We start from the raw sequence: 24,650 nt of genomic DNA on the forward strand, positions 1-24,650 counted from the left end.
TAGGAAGGAAGCTATATCGTGAGTGAAATAAAAGTAAATCAGCTCGGACATAAAGCGCCAAAGCTGAAAAAAGAATTGAAAAGCCGTCATATCACAATGATTTCTTTAGGCGGTACAATTGGTACGGGACTATTTTTAGCCAGTGGTGGTGCCATTGCACAAGCTGGACCTGGTGGTGCATTGCTTGCCTACGCCCTAATTGGTATTATGGTGTACTTTTTAATGACAAGCTTAGGGGAAATGGCTGCCTATATGCCATCATCCGGTTCATTTAGTACGTATGCAACAAAATTTGTAGATCCAGCACTAGGCTTTGCATTAGGCTGGAACTATTGGTATAACTGGGCAATCACTATTGCAGCAGAAATTGCAGCAGTATCCTTAATTATGAAATATTGGTTCCCTGATAGTTCATCAGCCCTTTGGACAGTATTATTTATTGCTGTTGTACTGTCATTTAATTTGCTTTCTGTAAAGAGCTATGGAGAAAGTGAATATTGGTTTGCGATGATTAAAGTAGTGACAGTCATTGTTTTTATTATTATCAGTTTATTAATGATTTTTGGTATTTTAGGTGGACAGGCCCCTGTAGGCTTTACTAATTTCTTTATTAGTGATGGACCATTTCACGGTGGCTTCCTAGCTACATTTGGCATTTTTCTAGCAGCCGGATTTTCATTCCAAGGAACAGAGTTACTTGGGATTACAGCAGGTGAAACAGACGATCCAGGAAAAAATATTCCAAAGGCTGTTAAATCCGTATTCTGGCGTATTCTTTTGTTTTATATTTTAGCAATTGGTGCAATCGGAATGTTGATTCCATTTACAGATGAACGCTTATTATCAGAAGATATCGCAGTATCACCGTTTACATTAGTGTTTGACCGCTTAGGTATTGCCTTTGCAGCTTCGTTAATGAATGCCATTATTTTAACGGCTATGCTGTCAGCTGGAAATTCAGGGCTTTATGCATCATCACGTATGCTATGGCAATTAGCAGTGGATGGACATGCGCCTAAGTTCTTCACAAAGCTAAGTCGTCGAGGAATACCAATTTATGCATTGATGGCAACATTAGCTGTAGGTTGTTTAGCTTTTTTAGCGTCTTTCTTTGGTGATGGCGTTGTTTATATTTGGCTGTTAAATGCCTCTGGTATGTCTGGTTTTATTGCATGGCTAGGTATTGCCTTTAGTCATTATCGCTTCCGTCGTGCATTTGAAGTACAGGGCCTAGATCCAAAGCTATTACCTTATAGAGCAAAATTGTACCCGTTTGGACCACTATTTGCCTTTACTGTTTGTATGATTGTGGTCATTGGGCAAAATTACACGGCCTTTACGGGAGACCAAATTGATTGGTATGGGATATTAGTTTCTTATGTTGGAATCCCACTATTTTTACTGTTATGGTTTGGCTACAAAATCAAGCACAAAACAAAAATGCTTTCACTTCAAGAATGTGATTTAAAAGTGGAAGATTAAATAGTAGGGCTGTTCTGTAAACTAATGAATGATTGGTTTATGGGACAGCTTTTTTATGTCTTAACCGTCGTTAAAAATATCAAAAAATAATATCACATATATAGTAATATTAGTATTTACTAACTAGCCATTCGAAAGTCGATGTCTAATCAAATAAAAACCAGGTACCCATTCTCGAGTACCTGGTTTTTTATTATCCAAATATTGTTTCCCACAGTAAGTAAATATTTAATGTCACAACGATGACAACAACAAACCAACCTAAAAAAGTTGTAATACGGTGATTGACTAAACTGCCCATGATGTTTTGTTTGCTTGTAAACATAACAAGAGGGACAAGAGCAAATGCAATACCGAAAGATAAAACGACCTGACTTAGAACGAGCGCATAGGTTGCATTCACGCCTAATGCAATAATGACTAGAGGCGGCACCATAGTAATCGCTCTACGTAAATAAAGTGGTATTTTTCTTTGAATGAACCCTTGCATGACTACATCACCTGCTAACGTCCCGACAGAGGAGCTAGCTAGCCCGGCAATAAGTAAACCAAGACCAAATGAAATGGCAGCCATTGGGCCGAGCGCATCTTTTAAGCCATTATAGGCAACATCTAAATCTTCTACAACCACGCCTTGTGTGTGGAAGACTGCTGCAGCAATGATCAGCATGCTCATATTAATCGCCCCGGCAATTATCATAGCGATGATAATATCGATAAATTCAAAACGGAAAATACGTTTTTTTTCATTTTCATTCCGACCAACAATACGACTTTGCGTTAACGATGAATGTAAGTAAATAGCATGAGGCATGACAGTTGCTCCTAAAATACCTGTTGCTAATAATAGTGAATCTACACCTTCAAACTGTGGTGTGAACATGCCAATCGCTACTTCGCCCCATTCTGGCTGTGCTAAAAATGTTTGGAAAGCAAATGCTAAGACAACAATTAACACCATGCCCGAAATACCGGCTTCAAAGGCTCTAAATCCTCTTCTTTGAAGTTCTAAAATAGCAAATGAACCAACTGCCGTAATTAATGCTGCGGGAAGCATAGGGATATTGAAGAGCAAGTAAAGCCCTAATGCTGCACCAATAAATTCAGCGAGATCTGTAGCAATGATGACCAATTCAGCCTGTATCCATAAAAAGATGGATGTTTTTTTAGAAAAATGCTCGCGTGCTACTTCAGGCAAGTTTTTACCTGTCGCAATTCCAAGCTTGGCAGATAAGGATTGAATTAACACGGCCATTAAATTAGAAAAGGCTATAACCCAAAGTAGCAGGTAGCCATATTGAGAGCCTGCTGTAATATTTGTAGCAAAATTACCAGGATCGATATAGGCGACGGCTGCAATAAATGCAGGTCCTAAAAATGGTAAAAAGCGTCGCCAACCTTTTATATCTCCATCTAAAACCGCCTCGGCAGACGATTTTGTGACACGTTTGTAAACCATATTATTCCCTCGTTTCAAAAAGTATCATTAACGAAATAAAGTTTCCTATAGGAAAATAAGATATTAGTATTCTAACGCTAGGAATCAAAAAAGTGAAGTGGTTTGCTTTAAGTTTCTATAAGTATGTGCTATTCTCATCATTTTCTAATTAGACTTTCACCACCAGCATCGTTTACGATGAAAAGAAAAGATGAAGGACGGATTCGACATGACCAATCGAATTTTAATTATAGAAGATGAAGAAAATATTGCGAGAGTGCTACAGCTTGAGCTTCAATTTGAAGGCTATGAGGCGGAAATGGCTCATACAGGGACAGATGGTTTGCTTCGTTACCGTGAGCGGCCGTGGGATTTGATTCTACTTGATGTCATGCTGCCTGAGATGAGTGGCATTGATGTGCTAAAGCGGATTCGTGCAACGGAATCCGAGACACCCATTATTATGCTTACTGCCAAAAGTGAGGTAGAGGATAAAGTAAAGGGATTGGATTTAGGAGCCAATGATTATGTGACAAAGCCGTTTGAAATTGAAGAATTGCTGGCACGTATTCGCAATGCTTTACGATTTTCACAAAAGGCTAGTCCAAAGCAAGTTGCCCTTGCATTTGGACACTTATCGATAAACGAGCAAACAAGAGAGGTCGTATATTTTGATAAAGATATTCAACTGACACCTCGTGAATATGATTTATTGTTCTATTTACTAAAGCATCCTAAACAAGTACTGACTAGGGAACAGCTACTAGAGGCTGTATGGGGCTATGACTATTATGGGGATACAAATGTTGTGGATGTCTATATTCGTTATGTACGACAAAAGCTTGAAGCTGCTAATGCAACGCCTATTATCCAAACAGTTCGTGGGGTTGGCTATGTGTTGAAGGAACATCGTGATGAGACTTAAAACAAAAATTCATCTACTTACAACATTGCTGATGCTAGTAATATTAGTGGCCACAAACAGTGGAATTTATTTATTGTATGAGAAATCTGCCTATGATACGGAATATCATCAGCTTCAAACACGTGCCAATGATTTAAGCTCCACATTCAGTCAGTTAAATGCTCAAACTAACCTACAGCAAGTGTTAAGAGCCTATATGCCGACAGATGGTGCCGTCTACATTTATGATGGAGAACGTTTAAAAACAAAGGTTCAGGCAACCCTTGAAATGCCAGAAGGCCCTTCCATTACCTATACAATGCCTGCTATTTGGATAGACGGAACAGTTGTGGATATCACATTACAGCAATCCATGGAAGAAGTAGAACGAACATTAAGTTTGCTAAAGGTTATATTGATTATTGTATCTGTTATTGCAACGATTCCTATTTTCTTAGCAAGCCTAGTACTTGGGCGACTTATTTTATTACCGCTAGAACGTTTAAATGAGACTATGCGCAAAAGTGCATCGACAGGAAAATATGAAAAAATGGATATACCAGCAAAAGGCGGGGATGAGTTAACAAATATTAACCGTACTTTTAATATGATGATGGAAAAGCTTGAACAGCATTATCGAAAGCAAGAAGAATTTGTATCGAATGCTTCCCATGAATTGAAGACACCCATTACGGTTATTGAAAGCTATGCAAAATTACTGCTCAGAAGAGGTTTTGACAATCGGGAAGTTGCACAGGAATCATTACTAGCTATTGCCAATGAATCATCACGCATGCATGAAATGGTGCTGCAATTGCTAGAACTAGCTAAAAATAATGAGCATCTGGACATTCATTTTGAACAGCTAGAGCTTACGCCGTTCTTGAATAAAGTTGCTTCCCAAATGCAGCATGCGTATCATCGAGCATTTATAGTTGATGTGAAGAAGCCAAGTTTTGTTTATAGTGATGAAAAAATATTAAAGCAACTACTCTTTATTTTGCTGGATAACGCTAGGAAATATAGTGAGGAGGAAGTGCATATTCTCGCAACAGAAACAGCTAATCATGTATGCATTACCATCCAAGATTTTGGTATTGGTATTCCAGCGGAGCATATTCCACATTTATTTGAGCGATTTTATCGTGTAACAGGAGATCGTAACCGTAAGACAGGTGGTTCTGGGTTAGGACTTGCCATAGCGCATGGGCTTGCAGAACAATTGGGGATAATGATGGATGTAAAAAGTACAATTGGAGAAGGGTCAAGCTTTACCTTATGTATACCAAAGGAGGGACAACAATGAGAAAGTGGCTGTTGATGATTGTTGTGATTGTCCTTCTCGGTAGCGGAACGTTTTGGTTTATTCAAACGCTTTATTTTCAAGTCGAGCCTCTTAGCGAAGCGGAGGCCATTCGCCATGTTGAAACAATCTATAAAGGTCATGTTACTCAGGTGAAGAAACAAGGAAAAACCTATGAAATGCTCTTTACGCGAGATCATATCAAGTATGCAGCTGTGCTTGATGCTACGACACAACAGGTGACTGATTTAAAAATAAAAGAAGGACAAAGTAAATTACTGTTAACAGAAAAGCAAATCAGGCAGATGGTTAAACAGGAATATGGAGATGTAGAAAGTGTTATGTTAACAGAATCCATTTATACAGTGCGAGTTGAAAAAGATAGCAAGCAAAAAGATATCACACTTGATGGCTATTCCGGTGAAGTATTATCGGAGAAAATGGTGGAGCCACAAGAACAATCTGTAGAAGAGCCTATTATTACTGAGCAGCAAGCCGTTCAAATAGCACTGGAGCAATTGAAGGGAGAGGTGGATTCAGTCGATTTTGAAGAAACCTCAGAGGGGGGTTACTATTTAGTTGAAATTGAAACACAGGATGACGAAGCCACTTTTCAAATTCATGCTGTTTCAGGAAAAGTTCTGTCTGTTACATGGGATGACGAACAATAAATCACTTCTCATGAAATTCTAATGTTCCTCTTATAGTTCTATCATCTTCGCTTGCTAAGCTAAGAATAGATAAAACAAAGGAGAGATGAATAATGAAAAAAATAATTATGATTCCAGCATTAGTAGTTACTCTTGGGGTTGGAGCTGCAATTGGCTCGACAACTTTATTATCAGGAAATGCGCAAGAAAATAAGGTATTAACAATGCAGCAGATTGAGAAGAAAGCATTAGCAATAGTTGATGGGACTGTTGCGGATATCGAATTTGATCAAAATCAATTCCGCTCTATTTATGAAGTAGAGGTGCATAGCGATACAGAGGAATATGATTTAAAATTTGATGCTTATACGGGAAAATTACTGAAGCAGAAAAAAGAGCGTCGAGAGGACGATGATTGGGATAATCACGTTTCTGCTAACACTCCAACAGCGAAAATTATTACAAAAGAACAGGCTATCGAAACAGCCTTAACGAAAGCAAAAGGTACCGTGACAAAAATTAAGCTGGATGATGGCTTATATGAAATAGAATTGAAAGATGGTCAGTATGAATATGAAGTAGATGTGGATGCAATGACAGGGAACATTGTTGATTTTGAACAAGATATAGAAGACTAAAAGAGCGAGCTGTCTTAAAAGTAGAGCATACTTTTAAGACAGTTTTTTGTTGTAGCGAGAGTATTGGCAGCAATCACGAGTATTAACATATGCTCGAGAAAAGTCTATATTTTTCACTCGTGAAAATGAAAAATTTTCTTCTTTACTTTTTCAATCAGCAGGCGTAATATGACATCATTATAAAAGTTTCAAATTTCTAAATCGCTGAAGCAACTAAACGCGGGGGAACCAATTTTGACGGATGGCATAAGCCGTTCTTGGGGTGAATCTCTTCCATTTGGAGGGGTAGGGCTACTCAGGCCCGAATCCGACAGCTAACCTCGTAAGCGTTAAGAGCAGAAAAGTGGAGCTTGGCAGACGGATGAACGTCTACAAGTCTTATTTAGTGATGACTTGTAGACGTTTTTTGATGTTATTTAGAGAGGCGAAACACATTCTATGAAACTAGAAGGTGTTTATCAATGAAATCCTCATTCAAACGTTATGTAATCGGCAAACCATTAAGATCCGATGAGTTAGGGGAACAAAAGCTTAGTAAAGCAAAGGCATTGGCAATCTTATCGTCCGATGCTTTGTCTTCAGTAGCCTATGGACCAGAACAAATTTTAATTGTTCTTATGACAGTGGGCACACTTGCCCTTTGGTATTCTTTACCGATTGCCGCTGGAGTGGTCGTTCTGCTTGTGGCACTGATTTTATCTTATCGTCAGGTTATTTTTGCTTACCCACATGGTGGTGGCGCTTATGTAGTATCGCGAGAAAATTTAGGAGTGAATGCAGGTCTTGTAGCTGGAGGCTCTTTGCTTGTTGATTATATTTTAACAGTAGCAGTTAGTGTTTCAGCAGGTACAGATGCTATTACATCAGCATTTCCAAGCCTTCATCCATACAATGTACCTATTGCTATCGTTTTTGTGATTTTTTTAACAATTTTAAACCTACGAGGTGTAACAGAATCAGCCTCTATCTTGGCATACCCAGTCTATCTATTTGTAGGCGTTATGCTCTTGTTAATTGGGATTGGGCTCTATCAGGTTGCAACTGGTCAGGTGCCAGCAGAGCTGCATCCAAAGGTTGGTACACCAGTGGCAGGGATTAGTTTATTTATTTTATTAAAGGCATTTGCATCAGGTAGCTCAGCGTTAACCGGGGTAGAAGCTATTTCTAACGCCATACCTAATTTTAGAAATCCTGCCCCTAATAATGCAGCTAAAACACTTTTAGCAATGGGCGCCATTTTAGCTGTTTTATTTATTGGTATTGTAAGCCTAGCTTATTTTTTGGGGGTTGCCCCAACAGCAGAAGCAACAGTAGTTTCCCAACTAGCAGAAGCTAGTGTTGGTCGAAATCTCTTTTATTATATTGTGCAAGGTATAACAGCAATGATTTTAGTACTTGCCGCAAACACAGGGTATTCAGCATTTCCATTGCTTGCTGTAAATTTATCGAAGGATGGTTTTATCCCAAGAATATTCCAAATTCGTGGAGATCGTCTTGGTTATTCAAATGGCATCATGATGCTAGGTGTTGCAGCCATTGTCTTAATTATTCTTTTTGATGGAGCCACAGAGCATTTAATTCCGCTATATGCAGTTGGGGTATTTATTCCGTTTACATTAGCGCAAACGGGAATGATGCGAAAATGGTGGCGTGAAAAACCTAAAGGTTGGGTAGCAAAATTTTCTATCAATACAATTGGAGCAGTCATCTCTTTCATTGTAGCCATGATGTTCTTTGTAACAAAAATGCCCCAAGTATGGCCAGTGTTCGTCTTTTTACCAATTATTATTTTTGTATTTCATCGGATTAAGCACCATTATCAAGCCGTTGGAGAACAATTGAGATTGAATCAGGAGGAGCTAGCTACTATTGAGGGAAATGTGTTTATTGTGCCAGTCGCTGGTATAACAAAGGTAGTTGAAAACTCTCTTCATTATGGTAAATCACTTAAGGTGGATAAAGTGATCGCCTTTTATGTAGCTTTCGATCAAGCAGAAGCAAAAGCTTTTGAAGAGAAATGGCAGGCTTGGCAACCTGATGTACGGTTAGTGACTTACTATTCACCATATCGTAGCATTACACAGCCATTGATGAAATTTATTGATAAAGTAGAGCATCATTGTACTAAAACAAATCATAAAGTAACGGTTGTGATTCCTCAATTTTTACCGAAAAAAGGGTGGCATCATATGCTACACAACCAATCGAGTCTACTCATTCGTACGACACTGTTATTTCACAGAAATGTCGTCATTATGACAGTCCCTTTTCATTTATCAAAATAATGCTAGCAAGCTAGAAAATAGTCTGTTATAATCAGTACGTTGATTGAAAACACGAACGTTTGCAATTGAAAAGTTGCAAAATACCATTAAATTCCGAAAAATCAAACTTTATTTCGTTAAAGTTATAGGTTCTTGCCGAATAAAGTGATAAATTGGATATTCTGATAGTTTCATACAAATCCACTCATATAATAGCGAGAATAGGGCTCGCAAGTTTCTACCGATTTACCGTAAATAAATCGACTATGGGTAGCAATGCTTTTAGAGAACTTCAATTATAATGACGTTTTCTATTCGTTTCGACGTTTTTACGCTGAATGCTTTGCTCCACTCGTAGCTGAATGGAAACAAGGTATTTAGCGTTTTTTATTACTCTGAAAGAAAGAAGGATATAAAAGAAATGAAGTTATTACAAGACAAAATTATGCAAGAGGGTAAAGTATTATCTTCATCCGTATTAAAAGTTGATTCATTTTTAAACCATCAAATTGATCCAATGTTAATGAAGGAAATTGGTCATGAATTCGCAAACCGTTTCTCTGATCAAGTGATTACAAAGATTTTAACAATAGAATCTTCAGGTATTGCACCATCTGTTATGTTAGGGTTAGAAATTGGCGCACCTGTCGTGTTTGCTCGTAAACGCAAATCGTTAACACTTTCAGATAACCTTTATTCATCAAAGGTACATTCGTTTACAAAAAATGAAACAAATGATATCTCTGTATCACGTAATTTCTTAAATGAAGACGATAATATTTTAATTGTTGATGATTTCTTAGCAAATGGTGAAGCTGTCAAAGGCTTACTAGATATTGCTGCACAAGCTGGTGCGCATGTTGTGGGTGTGGGCATCGTTATTGAAAAGGGCTTCCAAGATGGTGGAAAATTATTGCGTGAGCAGGGAGTTCGCGTTGAGTCATTAGCGATTGTGGACTCTCTTGAAGATGGCAATGTAACATTTGCTGCGGAGGCTCGCTCGTAATGAATACCTTTAAATCAACTGCGCTAGCGATTCAACATTTACTTGCGATGTATGCTGGAGCCATTTTAGTGCCACTGATTATTGGTGGAGCAATTGGCTTTGATTCAACACAAATGACGTATTTAGTAGCAATTGATATTATGATGTGCGGGATTGCAACACTTTTACAGGTATATTCAGGTAAATTTATCGGGATTGGCTTACCTGTAGTACTTGGCTGTACATTCACAGCAGTAAGTCCAATTATTGCGATCGGCACAAACCCAGAGCAAGGTATCACAGATATTTATGGTTCTATTATTGCCTCTGGTGTAATTGTAATGATTATTGCAGGCTTCTTCGGCAAGCTTGTGAAATTCTTCCCACCAGTAGTAACTGGATCCGTTGTTTCGATTATCGGTATTTCCTTATTACCAGTAGCTTTAAACAATATGGCAGGTGGACAAGGTGCTGAGGATTTTGCTTCTGCTTCTAATGTGGCATTAGCGTTTATTACATTAATCATTATTTTAATCGTGTATCGTTTTTCTACAGGTTTTGTTCGTGCGATTTCTATTCTTATTGGATTAGTAGTAGGTACCGTTTTAGGTGCATTCATGGGCAAAGTGGATTTCACGCCAGTAGCAGATGCTAATGTATTCCACATGGTACAACCTTTCTACTTTGGAATGCCAACATTTGATGTAACGGCTATTATTACAATGACACTTGTAGCAATGGTATCTCTAGTTGAATCATCTGGTGTTTATTTTGCACTAAGTGATATTTGTAATAAAAAATTAGATTCAAAGGATTTAGCTCGCGGCTATCGTTCAGAAGGTCTAGCTTCAGTAATCGGTGGTATTTTCAATGCCTTCCCCTACACAACATTCTCACAAAACGTGGGACTAACACGTATGTCAGGCGTTAAGGACCGTAAAGTCATTTATATCACAGGTGGTTTACTAGTAGCACTTGGCTTCCTACCAAAAATCGCTGCATTAACAACGATTATTCCAACATCTGTATTAGGTGCTGCCATGCTTGCGATGTTCGGTATGGTCATTACACAGGGTATGGGTATGCTTGTACCAGTTATGAACGAATCAGCAGAAAATGCGATGATTGCTGCTATTGCAGTAAGCTTAGGGGTTGGTGTATCAGTGGTTCCTGGCATTTTTGATGCACTACCAGAAAAAGTTTCTATTTTAACATCAAACGGTATCGTCTGTGGTTCTGTCACAGCGATTATCCTTAATATTTTATTCAACATGGTTGGGCCGAAGCATAAGCAAGACCCGATGCATGGTGAAGTATAAAGAATCCTAAAAGTTATCTATTTTTGACTAGTAGTTTAGTTGAAAGTAGGTGACTTTTTTTATATGTAAAAAAGTAGATATGAACAGAGATATAGAAGGAATTTACTCTCAAAACTAGAATTTAAATGAATAACTAATAGGATAGGAAGGGATTATTTATGAATATAACGGGCTTTGGAGGAATCTTTTGGAGAACTAAAAATCTTGAGGAAATCAAAAAATGGTACAGTAAAGTCTTGAACATTGAAATTGAAAATTGGAATGGTACTATTATTAAGCCACAATCAGACAATGAAACGGTTTTCTCTTTCTTTTCTGAAAGTGATAGCTATTTTCCAACAGAACAACAAGTAATGTTAAACTTTCAAGTGGAAAATCTAGATGATAGCATCAAGCATTTAGAAAAAATGGGTATTCCCCTTGTAATGGACAAGACGATGAATGAATTTGGACAATTCATTTGGATTGAAGATCCTGAAGGAAGACGTATAGAGCTTTGGGAGAAGTAATATAACATTGATCAATGAAAAACCACTTTCCGTGCCTAAGCTTACGATTAATAGCAGCATCATTATGTTATTCCTCAACTCTTTTAGATAATATCATATAACAGTGTAGGTGTAAAATTACACTTTTTGTTATGTTCGATGTTTAATATCGGGTTATAAGGGAATTTACAAATTAGGATTGTTTTTAATAGAATGTAACTCTCTATTTCAACATACACTTATATATAACTACTCTGAGAAAGGTCTAGTACAAATGCAAAGTATCGTTTTAATATTAATTCTTCAATTAGTTTATGTACCTTTTTTAACATTACGAACAATATTTTTGGTAAAGAATATTACATTCCTTGCTGCGATATTTGGTATGCTGGAGATGTTGGTTTATGTATTTGGCCTTTCACTCGTTTTTAGTGGGAAGCAAAGCATGTTATCTATGGTTATCTATGCAATTGGATTTGGATTAGGTATATTTTTAGGAGCAAAAATAGAACGAAAGCTAGCGATAGGCTATGTTTATACAACCATTAATACGCAAAATAAGAATGAAGAGCTTGTGAAATTTCTTCGTAACGAAGGGTTTGCAGTCACGATTTATATCGGAGAAGGTCGAGATAGTAACCGCTATAAATATGAAATCTTAACGAAGAGAAATCGTGAAGGGGAGCTCTTTCAAATAGTAGAGCAATTTGAGCCGAATGCCTTTATTATCTCGTATGAGCCTAAATCATTTAAGGGCGGCTTTTTACTTGCTCGTATGAAGGCTAAGCAAAAATAATTTAATAAGGAAGGACCTCTGCTAAATGCCGAGGTCCTTTTTTAGGATGTTAATTAAATTTTGTTTCTACCCAGTCTTTAAATAAGCTAAAGTCTGTGTAGACAATTTCCTTGTAGCTCATGGCTTGTAAAATTGTATGCTCTATAAATACATCATGCTCTTTGCCGATCGCTTTTAAAATCTCCTCCTCACTGTGATAGGTAAAAACATGAGAATAATCGATATCAGCTCGTGCATGTATTTTAGCCGCAATTTTTCCCATAAGTGATGTTGTAGTAAAGTAATCCTCTACATCCTTATAGTTTTTAGGCTTAATCTTCTTTTTATAAGGAGAACGTTCACGAATATAAAATTCCTGTCCATTCATCGTGATAAAGGCTAAATGTGGGTCCTCTAAATGGTGCATAGCTTTTTGAGTTCCGACTACACGTGCTCCCTGATGCTCATAATGAGCCCAAAATAGTTCCTGATAAGGGAGGAAGTAGGCAGGAATTGCTGTGCGTACCTCTTTCATTTCTAACACTAAATCCTCTACTCCTGACGCACCTTTTTCGTCTTCCACTAAAATATAGTAACGCTTTAAACCGATAGAAGCTGTCCCAGAGCCATACTTATAAGCTATATCCCTTATTTTATAAGTAGAAAGTGCGTTTGAAATGGCGCTGTATTCTTCACTAGTAACAGGTTGAATTTCTTCATTCCATAAGAAGGCACGCTGACCATCCTCATTTACATACGAAATATCCTGTAAAAAATGAGATCGCTGGCGTTTATCAAGCTTTTTCAATAATCTCTTAGCTGGTCCCTTTGTATTGTCATTTGTGAACATCAGTGTTAAAGGATCATCCTGTTTACGCTGGAATCGTTTTAGCTGATCTATGTAGCTACGGAGAAAATACTGAATAGCCGTTTCCTGAGTTGTCTTATGTAAGCCTTGTTCTTCTAAATAGAGCGCAATACTGACGCTCATGCGAATAATATCGTATAAATAAGAGCCGACATAGCCCTCATCGAAATCATTAACATCAAAAACAATCTCTCCTGCCTCATTTTGAAAAGCACCGAAGTTATCCATATGCATATCACCTTGAATCCAAGTTGGTTTTCTATCAGGAGTATGGAAGATTGAGGCGGATTTTGTCATATCAAAATAAAATAGATAGGCACTTCCACGGAAAAAGCGAAATGGGCTTTCAAGCATTTTACGGTATTTTTCCAAGCGCTGTCCCTCTGTTAAACTCATTCGTTGAACATCAAATTCTTCAAAGATTGTTTCTAATTGTTCTTGTCTTAAAAAAGTTCTAGTATGTTTAACTTGTTCCAATAAAGCATGCTCCATACAATAATCCCCTTTGTTAAATCAAAATTTACCTGTATATACGAAAAATAATTGAATAGGTTTCGAAGAAATTTAGCAAATGTTCTCGATAAAAATGGTTATACATCTAAGGGTATTTCATAACATGTTCAATAACCTATTTTCATACTATAAGACATGCTTAATCACGGAGGGGGGTTATATGTATTTCTTTACAAAAGGTCTTGTCATTATAGTAGGAAGTATTTCATTGTCGTTAGGAATTAATTTATTTTTAACGCCATATGAAATTTTAGATGGGGGAGTAGTAGGGTTAGCGCTTATATTACATTATCTATATAAGCTCAAAATCGGTTTAATGATCATTATTATTAGTATTCCCATTTTTATTATTGCTTGGTTTAAATATAGAGCCTATTTTTACAATAGTATACATGGCTTAATAGCATCTTCCGTAATTATTGATTTGTTAAAGCCTGTGCGAAATCTTGTCCAAATGGATGCGCTTTACAGTGCAATTTTTGGAGGTATACTTGTTGGCTTCGGCATTGGTCTGATGCTACGTTTTCAGACAAGCACAGGGGGGACAGACTTAATCGCTCAATTTATCTGTGACAAGACAGGTATCAATGTTGGAATATTAATATTTTTTATTGATTCCATTGTTATTGTTATAGGAGGCTTCCTATTATCCACATCGACCTTCCTATTATCCATTATTACCGTGTTGGTAGTGGGCATTACGACAAGCGTTATTACTAGTCGAGTATCAGGAACGTAAAAATAGTCCCAGTATAAAACTGAAACTATTTTGGCGTGTGATTATCAAGTGTTTTCATTAGCTTCTTTTTAGGGTGTGCTGGTTTGATCTCTGCAATGAGTATAGCCAGTAAAATGAGTACTGCACCTACGACCATGCGACTTGTTAAGATTTCATGCAAAAAAATGACGGATAACACCATACCGAAAAAAGATTCAGTCGATAGGATAATCGCAGCTTTAGTAGCAGTTGTATATTGATTGGCTACATTTTGGAAGAGGTAAGCAATTGTCGTAGAAAAAATACCTAGGTAAATAATCGAATAGATTGCTTCTTTTTCGAGTGATGTCGGGATATCCCCTTGGCTAATGACGACTAGAACACCTATAAAGGATGCCGTGAGAAATTGAATAATGGTAAGGGCAATGGCATCTTCTTTTTGAACAAAAAGATTAGTATAAAAGATATCAAAGGCAAAAGCAACGGCACATGCTAAAGAAAGTGCATCCCCAACATTCATTGTTAATGAGCCTTGTAGTGATAAAAAGCCGATTCCTGCAATCGCAATTAGGGAACCAATGATTTCATAGCCGTCAATGCGGCGTTTATAAACCGCATAGGCTATTAAAGGAACAATAATGACATTCACTGCGGTTAAAAAGGCATTTTTAGACGGTGTTGTATATTGGAGTCCAACGGTTTGAAGGGCGAATGCTATATACAGAATTGTGCCTAATAAAGCTCCCTTCCAAATAACAGATTTCGAAGCTTTTTTTAATCGAGAACCAAATAAAACCAATAATATAATGGAAGCTAATAAAAATCTACCAGCCATCACTTGATAAGCTGTTAAATATTCTAAGGCAATAGCCGTTATAACAAATCCACTGCCCCACACGATTGCAGTAATCAATAGCATGCCATCAGCTATGTAAGTTTTCATGTTTTCTTCCTCCTGACTTCAATAGAATAGCATAGGAGTGAGGAAAAGAATTTGATTTTATTTCTAAATATTCAGGCGTTTTTTTGTACTTATTCCAAAGCGATTACTCAAAACCTACCTTGCTATGTAATAAGTACAATTTAACGGCTGCAGCTAAGTGTTCATAAAAAACATAATCATTATCTGTCGGTGCTACTAAATGACGTATTTTAGCCATACGATAGCGAATTGTATTTGGATGACAAAATTGTGCTACGGCAACTTCCTTAATATTTCCTTTTTTTACGATATAGGTTAAGGTAGTTTCCATTAGATCGGGATCAGCCTTATCATCAAGTAAAGGAGCTAAAAAAGAAGTAACATAATCCATTGCAAATATGGGGTCTTTACGATACAACTCAATTAATAAACGATCCGATGCCAGATGCTTATAATGAAGGCTAGGCAGCATGTCAATCTCAGCTAATATACTAGCAAAGAAGGCTTCGCGTAAAGCAGTAGGGAAGCCAGTTTGAGTATCGTAGCTACTGCTATAGCCAAAAGTGATTTTTTCGGTTGGGATGGCATATAATGCTAACCATTCATGTAACACCTTGTCAAATTGAAACAGCTGGGATGGATGTGTCATGATGATAAAAAGGCTCTGCTTATAGGAACAAATCAGACCTGATTTAAGTAGTGGCTCTAATGAAAAAATAGCTTGCATCCAGCTATGGTGAGATGTGTCACTTGCTCGTAAAGTTGCTACAAATACATATTTTTCAAAGGGTCTATTGAGCTGCTGTAAAATGGATTTGATTTGCTCTTGTGTAATATCTTCCTCCATCAATCTCCGTAAGATCGTTTCTAAAAAGAATGAATAATCCTGTGTTTTAGCGTAGGCCATTGTTTCTAAAATAATCTTCTCAAAAAACTCATCTCCACCAAATCTTAAAATAGGAAAATCTTGTTCCTCTGCATAATTCAAAACCTCTTCAGGTAAATCTCTGAAAATAACAGGCTTATAAGCTAAGGCACTCGCCCCGAGCTCCACTAGATTTTTTAACGCATTTAATAAATACTCAGGCTTTTGTTTGGCAAATAATAAACTACTTAATACAACGCTGTTGGGCGTGAAAATTGTATCTCGCACATGGTGTATGTCTGGTGAAAATTCAAAGTCTAAAATCTCTACATTTTGAACAGCTTTATGCAAACCGTTGTGGCCAGCGACAACGGTGAAATTCTTTGTAATGGGTAATTGTAAAAAATTTTCTACATTCATAAACGGACCATTGCCTTTCTTGTAGTAAGCTACTAACTTCTATTATAAATTTACTTGTTCATAAAAAACCATTTGTATTCGTGTAAATGGATATCCACCACAAAAAAATCTGCTCATTCAGCGGTAAACCGTGAAGTGAGCAGATTTCAGTACTTATCGTTTAAATGTTAGCAAAAATATTTGGCTTTCTATTTCTCAGTGGATTTGTTTGCTCAACGGCATACCCTATATTTAAAATGCGTCCTTCTTTAAAGGCAGGGCCAATAATTTGTAGCCCTATTGGTAAATTCCCTTTAAAGCCACAAGGAACGGAAAGGGCAGGTAAGCCTGTTAAGTTGCTTGGGCCTGTAAAGCGAATAATATTATCAATTAAATCCACTTTTTGACCATTTAACTCTGCGAAATCATCACCAATTGTATTAGCCACAACAGGTAGAGTAGGGGTAATAAGCACATCTACCTTATTAAAAATCTCTGTAAACTCCTGTTTGATTTGACGACGTACCTGTTGTGCCTGTAAGTAATCGACAGCAGAAGGCAATTCACCGAGCTCAAAGAGTAGACGTATATCGTCACCAAAATCTTGTGGTCTCTCTTGTAAATCGGAATGGTGTATAGCTGCCGCCTCCGAAAGGGACGTCACAAGCTCTGCCCATTCTGCATATTGTAATGAAGGAATTCGCACTACTTCCACTTTCGCACCTTGATCTACTAAGTTTTGAATACTTGCTCGAACAGCTTTTTCAATATCAGCATCCACATTTTTAAAGAAGTATTCTTCATTGATACCAATCACTAGATCCTTGATATTGCCAGAAAGCTGCTGAACGTAGTTGTCTGTTGGAACGTCAATGCAAGTAGGGTCTCGATGATCAAAGCCAGAAATGACTTCAAGCAAGCCTGCTGCATCCTTTACTGTCTTTGTCATTGGACCAATATGGTCTAAACTCCAAGCGAGTGGGTAACAGCCATATTTACTTACACGACCGTGTGTAGGTTTTAAACCAACAATGCCACAAGCGGAGGATGGAATTCGAATGGAACCAGCTGTATCCGTTCCTAATGAAGCAACACTTGCCCCTGCTGCAACAGCCGCCCCAGAGCCGCCGCTAGAACCGCCAGGGATTTTATCCAAATCCCATGGGTTGCGAACAGGTCCGTAATGAGGATTGTTATTGGTAATTCCCCAAGCATATTCATGCATGCTTAGTTTTCCAGTGAAAATGACACCAGCGTCACGAAGTTTTTCAACCACTGTCGCATCATAATCAGAAACGAAGTCCTTATGAATTTTTGAGGACATCGTTGTTATCTTATCTTTGAAATACAAGTTATCTTTTAAGGCCATCGGAATCCCGTGATACATGCCTTTATAGTGGCCTTGGAGAATTTCCTGTTCCACTTCTTTTGCCTTTGCTAAAGCTTCTTCCCTGTAAAAGGCCATATAGGAATTAATTTTAGGCTGACTTTCCTCAGCAAAATCTAAAATCGCCTTCGTTAATTCCACGGGAGATAGTGTCTTCGATGCAAGTAAGGGTGCCAATTCTTCAACGGATTTTAAATGTAAATCAGTTGTCAATATGATCACCTCCAGGAATACTACGTACCGCGATATCTGCATCATCAATCGCAATACCTTCTAAATTGCTACGAAGTGACTGCATGCCTTCCCAGCGTGTTTTTAATAGTTCAAGGTGTTCAGGTTTCGGTGTAATTCCTTTGTTCTCCAATAATTGTTGAATAGACAAGCTCATTAACAGGATCCTCCCTTGAATAATTTTTATATCTAAATAGGTTTCCCTATTAAGATCGATAGGGTACGCAAAATATTATAATAGGTAATATAAACCTATTATTACAATCATACACTAACAATAATTTATATCAAATAAATTATTTGTAATATATTTAATATTATGAAATATTTACTGTGCTAATAAACGGCAAAAGTCTAGTGTGTGAGCTTGCTCTTTTTACATACGATTCACAGTCTATTTACAATCAAAGCGTACAATGAACCATAATAACCAATTGAAGAGGTGCAAGAATGGAGTCTGCTGTGGGGCAAAATATAAAAACTAGTAATATACTTTCTTTTGTTAAATATTTATATGGGCAGCATCAAAGCAATACGTTATATATGAAACGTTTAAAAGCATTGAAACAAATTATTCAGCACAACGATTTACATACATACTTTCAACCTATTGTAGATTTACAGTCAAAACAAACGATAGGATTTGAAGCATTAAACCGTCCAGTTTCCTCAGCATTATTTAATAGTGTCGACCAGTTTTATGAGTTTGTTGGACAAACAGATTGTGTATTTTTATTTGAATGTTTTTGTAGAAATCTTTCCTTACAACGATTTAAGGAACGCATGCCTAACGATTTGGCGGATAAAAACTTCTTAGTCTTTCTTAATATACATCCAAATGTATTAGTAGATAAAAATTACCATTGTGGAGAAACACTACAATTGCTAAAGGAACTTGGCATTAAGCCGCAGCAAGTCGTGTTTGAATTAACTGAGCGTAGTGCCGTGATAGATTTTGTAGAGTTTGAGCGTGTATTATCACATTATCGATCACAGGGCTATCGCATAGCAGTGGACGATGTAGGCTCAGGCTATAATAGTTTAAAAACGCTCATTTATTTAAAGCCAGAATTCATTAAATTAGACCGTTCCTTAATTCAATTTATCGATCAAAACAGCGAACAGCAACAACTCGTTACCTTATTAATGAAGTATGCCGAGCAAGCTAACACTAAAATGATTGCTGAAGGGATTGAACGACAAGAAGAGCTGGAGTATCTGCATCATATTGGCATTCACTATGCACAAGGTTATGCAATAGGAAAGCCCGCAAAGGAAATACAATTGGGGAAAATAAGGGTGGGTGACAATGAAGATAGGGGAAGTCATTGAAAAGGTTCCATGTATTGATGAATTCGTGAAAAATAAAGAAGTAGATGTACTTTTTACAAGTAATCCTTCATTGCTTAGTATTGTTGTCGTTCGTGATGAAAAACCAATTGGACAAATTACACGCACACATTTCTATCAAAAAATAGGTACTCAATATGGCTATCATTTATTTATGGAACGGCAAAATCAACTTATCATTAAAGAAAATCCTTTAATAGTAGATCGCCATACTCCAATCACTGAGGTTAGTACACTAGCGATGTCTAGACCTCCTGAAGACTTATATGATGATATCATTGTGACGAAAAATGACTTATATGACGGAATGGTTAGCATTCGTGAGTTACTGTTAAAGCTTGTTGATACACAAGTAGCTATCGCCAGTTTTTTAAATCCGTTAAGTAGTCTTCCAGGCAATACATTAATCGATGAAAAGCTAGAGGAAGCATTACAGCTAGCACACTATAGTTTGATCTATTTTGATTTAGATCATTTTAAATCCTACAATGACACATATGGCTTTAATAAAGGGGATAAAATTTTACGTTATTTAACAGATATACTAAAAAGATATATCTGTGGGGCGGAAGATTTTTTAGGGCATATTGGTGGCGACGATTTTGTTGCCATCCTTCCGCATTATGAAATAGAAAAGATTTGTCAGAAAATCATAGATGACTTTGATGCCAATATTTTAAGCTTTTATGAGCTAGAGGATTTAGTGTATGTGCAGGTAGCTAATAGAGCGGGTGAGCTAGGTACTCTAACATGTACATCCTTATCCATTGCCGTTATTACGAATGAATATCAGTATTTTAACTCCGTCGAACAATTATCCAATGCGGTCACACACGTGAAAAAGCAGTGTAAAAAAATCGCAGGCAGCTGTTACCTTATCAACGAACAAAAAACCTACTTCGTTCATTAAACGATGTAGGTTTTTTGTTCGTCAGTAAGGCATTTTGGGTATAGATTTTGTAGTTAATATGAACAATTTTAAAATTCCGGTAACCATTTTGTCACCAACTTCTATGTTTTTGACTAGAATATTAATACAACTGAAATGAACAATTCTATCAAGCCTTATAGTTTAGCTGTCTATACGTTAAAAGTTAGCCTCATGAACGTTTTCGATAACTATCTACTATTCCCTTTTATAATGGCTCCTTTTACTTATTGCTAATAAATATTATTGATTTTAATTTTAAGGGCATAATCAAAGGAAGAAATCGTTTTTATTTTAGGAATTTATTAATCTTAATAAAACATACTTGAATTATAGGGATTATGGGTATATAATTCGATTACATTATTATAAAACATCTTAGGAGGCATTCCATTGTCGAATTTACAAATCATTCTTAACGTAGCAGTGTTACTTGTGTTCGTTGGAATTTTATATGTTATGAATAAAAAACACGTCAAGTTTTCAAATCGTGTTTTTGCAGGTTTAGGTTTAGGGATTGTACTTGGTCTTGGACTTCATTTTATCTATGGTATAGATTCTGAAGTGTTAGCCAAAACAACATCTTGGTACAACATTATAGGTACAGGATATGTAAAATTGCTACAAATGGTAGCAATGCCATTAGTCTTTATTTCTATTTTAATTGCCTTTACGAAAATGAAGATTGGCAAAAACTTTGGGAAAATGGCAGCTCTTATTTTAGCCATTTTAATTGGCACAACAGCGGTTTCAGCGGCGGTCGGTATTTTTTCTGCAACAGTATTTGATTTAGATGCAACACAAATTTTACAAGGTGATGCAGAAACTGCACGCGGTCAATATCTTGAAGAAAAAACAACGGGCTTAGCAGCTCCAGATCTACCAACACAAATTATCGAGCTATTCCCTGCAAATCCATTCCTTGATTTAACAGGTGCTCGTTCTACTTCAACAATTGCGGTTGTTATTTTCTCAGCATTCCTTGGTTTTGCTTATTTACGTGTGGCACGTAAGGATGAGGGGACAGCAGCTACAATTAAAAAAGGCTTAGATGCAATCTATGCCCTTGTAATGGGTGTCGTAACGATTGTCTTACGATTAACACCATACGGCATTTTGGCTATTATGGCTCGTACTGTTGCAACATCAGATTTCGGTGCGATTTACAATTTAGGTAAGTTTGTTATTGCTTCTTATGTGGCGTTATTTATTGTTTTACTAGTACACTTATTAATTCTGACATTAAGCGGATTAAATCCATTCACGTATTTGAAAAAATCTGCAGAAACATTATTATTCGCCTTTACATCTCGTTCTAGTGCGGGTACTTTACCGATGAATATTAAAACGCAAACAGGTCGTCTTGGGGTATCTGAGGGTATTGCAAACTTCTCAGGCTCATTCGGATTATCAATCGGTCAAAATGGCTGTGCTGGTGTATATCCTGCTATGTTAGCAATTATGATCGCACCAACAGTTGGCATTAATCCACTCGATCCTGTCTTCATTATTACAGTTATCGCGGTAGTAGCGGTTAGCTCATTTGGTGTAGCAGGTGTTGGTGGTGGTGCGACATTTGCAGCTATTCTTGTGTTATCAGCACTCGATTTACCAATTGCGCTTGCAGGTGTATTAATTTCTGTGGAGCCTTTAATTGATATGGGACGTACAGCATTAAATGTAAGTGGTTCAATGACAGCGGGTGTTACAACAGCACGTATTACAAAAGAATTAGATACAGAAATGTACAATGATAAAGAATTAGGTGCTCAAGTAGCAGATCTATAAAATCAAAGAGGCCCCTTTAAAGGTAAAACTTTAAAGGGGCTTACATTTTATATTATTTTTACATAAAAATCTTTACCGTTAATTAATTCGGAAACCTCAATTTTATAATTTTGTTTATAGTAATCATAAATATTGTAGGCTAGACCAGAGTGTCCATTTAAATAGGTTCCCTTTTTAATCTCTTTTCGAGGATTATGGAAATCGAAATAGAGGCGTGCATCATTGCTCATTGTATTTAAAATAGCTAGAAATTCCTGTTCTTCAATATGAATTCCTCGTGTATAGCGGCATTCTCTGCGGTAGGTATCGTGAGCAACATTTACGGGAGAAGCTTCAAGAATCATTTCAATCTGTTTATTCAAATGATGATAGCTCCTTTCAAATTATTAGTAACGTCCGTGTGTGAACCAGTTACAAATAAGGATTTTATTAATTTTAGTATATAATTATCAGAAAATTATATCAATATTTTTCTACCAATCTTGTTGCTGTATGTCCTCTGCTATTACTTGTAAATCATAGGCATTTACGATTAATAGAGTGTAGTCATGAGATTCCATATATTTTTCAGCGAGTCGCTTAATATATTTCGGAGAACCTTCATTTTCTTCATCGTAAATTAATAAAAGTCCGTCTGTATTTTGAATAATAAATTTATCCTTCTCAACAAATTGCCAGGGTGCTTCGTATGGTTTTTTGGTCACGCTTGTAACAAAATCGGCTTGGGCAATTAATGTTTGATACTTTTCCTTTTTATGGTCTTGCCAATTTTTCTCTTGCTCTAAAAATGGTGTAATAACGGCATATTTTAAATGTGGAAATTCTTCTTTAAGCATTAAAACAACTTCAGCACTCCAAGATTCTACACCCTGCTGAGCACTGATAATAACCCATTCCAGTCCTTCATCAAGTAGTGTGCGTAGACGGGCTTCCAGTGCTTTTTTTATGATGGCAATGCCAGGATGTTTATCATTAAAAATACCAAGTTCATGTGGCTTATAGCCAGTAATCATAATACGCTGTAACAACAAAATGCCCCCTAAGCTGTATAGTTGTAGTTCTAGTATACAGTAGGGGGCAAATGAAAACGAATTCCATGCAATTGTCTATGAAAATGCAAGTAGTGTTAGAATCACTGCTACAGCCGCACAAATACCTAAAAACCACCATGAGTCTGTAAAGTCTTCTTTAGTGTCACTATTCATATAAAATAATTCCTTTCTTATTTGCCTATCTATTGAGTCTTATTTTACCTGCCCAGTCCAAGACCAATTCGTCCATATCCGTAAGATTGTCTCAAATGGGCCACGTTTAAATTTCTTTAAATAGGCAAGGCTGAAAACACATTGCAAGCCATATACAACGATTCCAAATAGGATACCACCAAAGACGCCTAGTTTACCGTATAATCCGAGACCATAGCCATAAAAAACAGTTGTACAAATAATGGTTTGTAGTAAATAATTGGTTAATGACAGTTTTCCGACGCTTTCAAATGCTGGTGCAAGTAGTTGTACAGGACGTGTTTTATAAATGAGTGCTGCAAGGCAAACATAGCCAACCGCTAGTAACTGAGCGCCACCCATTAATAAGATGGAAGAAAAGGCACTTTCTATAAAACTTAGACTTTTACATACGAGCCCAATAGGGACGAGGAGAGTACCTAGCTTATACCATTTCATTTCCTTATCCATCTCCATGAAGGCTTGCTTTTTAGCGAGTGCCATACCGAAAAGGAATAGAGGTGCGTAGAACAACGGTGCAAAAATTAATAAAATGAAGATGAAGGCTGGGGCTTCCATTCCAGGTGCTTCTTCATTTGCTCGGAAATCAAAAATTTCCAAATAACTTCCATTAGAGTAGACATTATCCGCTTGTTCAATATAGGTATCTAGCTCTTTTTGTTCCTTTTTTGAAGCTTCCATAGAGTCGTATGTTAATGCCGTTGTTAGGACGAAAAGGATACTGGCCCATATAAATAGCGTTTTCGGCTTCCGATTAATAAAGGGAATCAAAAATAAAGTCATACAGCCATAAGAAAATAGAATATCGCCTTCCCATAATAAAGTGGAATGAAGTAAGCCGAGAGCAATCAAGCCAGTAGCACGGCGTAAAATAGACCAGCGACTTTTATTCTTTTTTCTGCGAATGGATTCAATTAATTTAATAAGTGAGAAGCCGAATAATATAGTGAAGATGGGCATAAACGAGCCTTCAATCACAATTTTTACAAAATATAAAGCTCCATTATCTAAGGTAGAAAGATTTTTTAATTCATCTTTGCCATACATCCCGTACTGGAAAATCAGTAAATTCGCCATTAAGATGCCAAATAAACTAAATCCACGCATCGTATCAATGAAAGTAACACGTTTAGTTGTCATTGCGTTTTATCTCCTTAATTGGTTATCTTATACATAGAATAGTGAAGGAAG

Annotated in this window: 23 protein-coding genes and 2 riboswitches; of the genes, 14 read left to right on the forward strand and 9 right to left on the reverse strand. The window is 36.9% G+C overall.

What is annotated here, in order from left to right:
• The first annotated feature begins 18 nt into the window (after positions 1 to 18).
• On the forward strand, positions 19 to 1,482 hold the full coding sequence (locus V6670_RS01280) for an amino acid permease (RefSeq protein ID WP_141905896.1): 1,464 nt from the start codon (positions 19 to 21) through the stop codon (positions 1,480 to 1,482).
• Positions 1,483 to 1,675: 193 nt separating this feature from the next.
• On the opposite strand, the gene V6670_RS01285 is transcribed toward V6670_RS01280, so the two are convergent.
• The gene (locus tag V6670_RS01285; RefSeq protein WP_141905897.1) at positions 1,676 to 2,941 is read right to left on the reverse strand and encodes an Nramp family divalent metal transporter; all 1,266 of its coding nucleotides are present in this window, start codon (positions 2,939 to 2,941) and stop codon (positions 1,676 to 1,678) included.
• 208 nt (positions 2,942 to 3,149) lie between these two features.
• On the opposite strand from V6670_RS01285, the gene V6670_RS01290 reads away from it, so the two are divergent.
• The 9 genes from V6670_RS01290 to V6670_RS01330 all read left to right on the forward strand — a co-directional run bounded on the left by V6670_RS01290 (position 3,150) and on the right by V6670_RS01330 (position 12,267).
• A complete protein-coding gene (locus V6670_RS01290; protein ID WP_141905898.1) occupies positions 3,150 to 3,845 on the forward strand; it encodes a response regulator transcription factor in 696 nt (231 codons plus the stop codon).
• On the forward strand, positions 3,835 to 5,130 hold the full coding sequence (locus V6670_RS01295) for a HAMP domain-containing sensor histidine kinase (protein WP_338652278.1): 1,296 nt from the start codon (positions 3,835 to 3,837) through the stop codon (positions 5,128 to 5,130). Before V6670_RS01290 ends, V6670_RS01295 begins: the two co-directional genes overlap by 11 nt.
• Positions 5,127 to 5,798: a PepSY domain-containing protein gene (locus V6670_RS01300; protein WP_141905900.1), complete on the forward strand. Its 672-nt coding sequence runs from the start codon at positions 5,127 to 5,129 to the stop codon at positions 5,796 to 5,798. The genes V6670_RS01295 and V6670_RS01300 overlap by 4 nt, the downstream gene beginning before the upstream one ends.
• A 92-nt stretch (positions 5,799 to 5,890) precedes the next feature.
• Positions 5,891 to 6,415 carry a PepSY domain-containing protein gene (locus tag V6670_RS01305; protein WP_141905901.1) on the forward strand — a complete coding sequence of 175 codons (525 nt, stop codon included), beginning with the start codon at positions 5,891 to 5,893 and terminating at the stop codon, positions 6,413 to 6,415.
• 192 nt (positions 6,416 to 6,607) lie between these two features.
• Positions 6,608 to 6,758, forward strand: a riboswitch (cyclic di-AMP (ydaO/yuaA leader).
• 118 nt (positions 6,759 to 6,876) lie between these two features.
• Entirely contained in the window at positions 6,877 to 8,700 is a 1,824-nt protein-coding gene (locus V6670_RS01310; protein WP_141905902.1) for an APC family permease, read from the forward strand.
• 164 nt (positions 8,701 to 8,864) lie between these two features.
• Positions 8,865 to 8,966, forward strand: a riboswitch (purine riboswitch).
• A 134-nt stretch (positions 8,967 to 9,100) separates the two neighbouring features.
• A complete protein-coding gene (locus V6670_RS01315; RefSeq protein ID WP_141905903.1) occupies positions 9,101 to 9,685 on the forward strand; it encodes a xanthine phosphoribosyltransferase in 585 nt (194 codons plus the stop codon).
• Entirely contained in the window at positions 9,685 to 10,983 is a 1,299-nt protein-coding gene (locus tag V6670_RS01320) for a nucleobase:cation symporter-2 family protein (protein WP_141905904.1), read from the forward strand. Before V6670_RS01315 ends, V6670_RS01320 begins: the two co-directional genes overlap by 1 nt.
• A gap of 158 nt (positions 10,984 to 11,141) precedes the next feature.
• Positions 11,142 to 11,492 carry a VOC family protein gene (locus tag V6670_RS01325; protein WP_141905905.1) on the forward strand — a complete coding sequence of 117 codons (351 nt, stop codon included), beginning with the start codon at positions 11,142 to 11,144 and terminating at the stop codon, positions 11,490 to 11,492.
• Between the two features lie 253 nt (positions 11,493 to 11,745).
• Complete coding sequence (locus tag V6670_RS01330; protein ID WP_141905906.1) at positions 11,746 to 12,267, forward strand: DUF2179 domain-containing protein; 522 nt, start codon at positions 11,746 to 11,748, stop codon at positions 12,265 to 12,267.
• Positions 12,268 to 12,316: 49 nt separating this feature from the next.
• On the opposite strand, the gene V6670_RS01335 is transcribed toward V6670_RS01330, so the two are convergent.
• Positions 12,317 to 13,606 carry a DUF2252 family protein gene (locus tag V6670_RS01335; RefSeq protein ID WP_338652279.1) on the reverse strand — a complete coding sequence of 430 codons (1,290 nt, stop codon included), beginning with the start codon at positions 13,604 to 13,606 and terminating at the stop codon, positions 12,317 to 12,319.
• A gap of 181 nt (positions 13,607 to 13,787) precedes the next feature.
• Here V6670_RS01335 and V6670_RS01340 point away from each other — a divergent pair, with 181 nt between their 5' ends.
• Complete coding sequence (locus V6670_RS01340) at positions 13,788 to 14,366, forward strand: YitT family protein (protein WP_141905908.1); 579 nt, start codon at positions 13,788 to 13,790, stop codon at positions 14,364 to 14,366.
• Between the two features lie 25 nt (positions 14,367 to 14,391).
• Here the strand turns inward: V6670_RS01340 and V6670_RS01345 are convergent, their stop codons facing one another.
• The 4 genes from V6670_RS01345 to V6670_RS01360 form a co-directional block, all read right to left on the reverse strand.
• Positions 14,392 to 15,288 carry a DMT family transporter gene (locus tag V6670_RS01345; RefSeq protein ID WP_338652280.1) on the reverse strand — a complete coding sequence of 299 codons (897 nt, stop codon included), beginning with the start codon at positions 15,286 to 15,288 and terminating at the stop codon, positions 14,392 to 14,394.
• A 103-nt stretch (positions 15,289 to 15,391) separates the two neighbouring features.
• Positions 15,392 to 16,552 carry a PucR family transcriptional regulator ligand-binding domain-containing protein gene (locus V6670_RS01350; protein ID WP_338652281.1) on the reverse strand — a complete coding sequence of 387 codons (1,161 nt, stop codon included), beginning with the start codon at positions 16,550 to 16,552 and terminating at the stop codon, positions 15,392 to 15,394.
• 160 nt (positions 16,553 to 16,712) lie between these two features.
• Complete coding sequence (locus V6670_RS01355) at positions 16,713 to 18,131, reverse strand: amidase (protein WP_338652282.1); 1,419 nt, start codon at positions 18,129 to 18,131, stop codon at positions 16,713 to 16,715.
• Complete coding sequence (locus V6670_RS01360; protein ID WP_009373346.1) at positions 18,121 to 18,306, reverse strand: hypothetical protein; 186 nt, start codon at positions 18,304 to 18,306, stop codon at positions 18,121 to 18,123. The genes V6670_RS01355 and V6670_RS01360 overlap by 11 nt, the downstream gene beginning before the upstream one ends.
• A 293-nt stretch (positions 18,307 to 18,599) precedes the next feature.
• Between V6670_RS01360 and V6670_RS01365 the strand changes: the two genes are divergently transcribed.
• The 3 genes from V6670_RS01365 (at position 18,600) to V6670_RS01375 (ending at position 22,215) form a co-directional block, all read left to right on the forward strand.
• Positions 18,600 to 19,481, forward strand: a complete 882-nt coding sequence (locus V6670_RS01365; RefSeq protein WP_338652283.1) for an EAL domain-containing protein — start codon at positions 18,600 to 18,602, stop codon at positions 19,479 to 19,481.
• Entirely contained in the window at positions 19,459 to 20,409 is a 951-nt protein-coding gene (locus V6670_RS01370) for a GGDEF domain-containing protein (protein ID WP_141905912.1), read from the forward strand. The genes V6670_RS01365 and V6670_RS01370 overlap by 23 nt, the downstream gene beginning before the upstream one ends.
• A gap of 411 nt (positions 20,410 to 20,820) precedes the next feature.
• Complete coding sequence (locus V6670_RS01375; protein ID WP_141905230.1) at positions 20,821 to 22,215, forward strand: L-cystine transporter; 1,395 nt, start codon at positions 20,821 to 20,823, stop codon at positions 22,213 to 22,215.
• A 47-nt stretch (positions 22,216 to 22,262) separates the two neighbouring features.
• On the opposite strand, the gene V6670_RS01380 is transcribed toward V6670_RS01375, so the two are convergent.
• The 3 genes from V6670_RS01380 to V6670_RS01390 form a co-directional block, all read right to left on the reverse strand.
• A complete protein-coding gene (locus tag V6670_RS01380; protein ID WP_036118164.1) occupies positions 22,263 to 22,577 on the reverse strand; it encodes a hypothetical protein in 315 nt (104 codons plus the stop codon).
• A gap of 111 nt (positions 22,578 to 22,688) precedes the next feature.
• On the reverse strand, positions 22,689 to 23,243 hold the full coding sequence (locus tag V6670_RS01385) for a DUF1273 domain-containing protein (protein WP_338652284.1): 555 nt from the start codon (positions 23,241 to 23,243) through the stop codon (positions 22,689 to 22,691).
• A 216-nt stretch (positions 23,244 to 23,459) separates the two neighbouring features.
• Positions 23,460 to 24,599, reverse strand: a complete 1,140-nt coding sequence (locus V6670_RS01390; protein WP_338652285.1) for a DUF418 domain-containing protein — start codon at positions 24,597 to 24,599, stop codon at positions 23,460 to 23,462.
• Positions 24,600 to 24,650 lie beyond the last annotated feature (51 nt).

This window comes from Lysinibacillus sp. Y5S-8 (assembly GCF_036894365.1).
GTDB classification, from domain to species: Bacteria; Bacillota; Bacilli; order Bacillales_A; family Planococcaceae; genus Lysinibacillus; species Lysinibacillus fusiformis_D.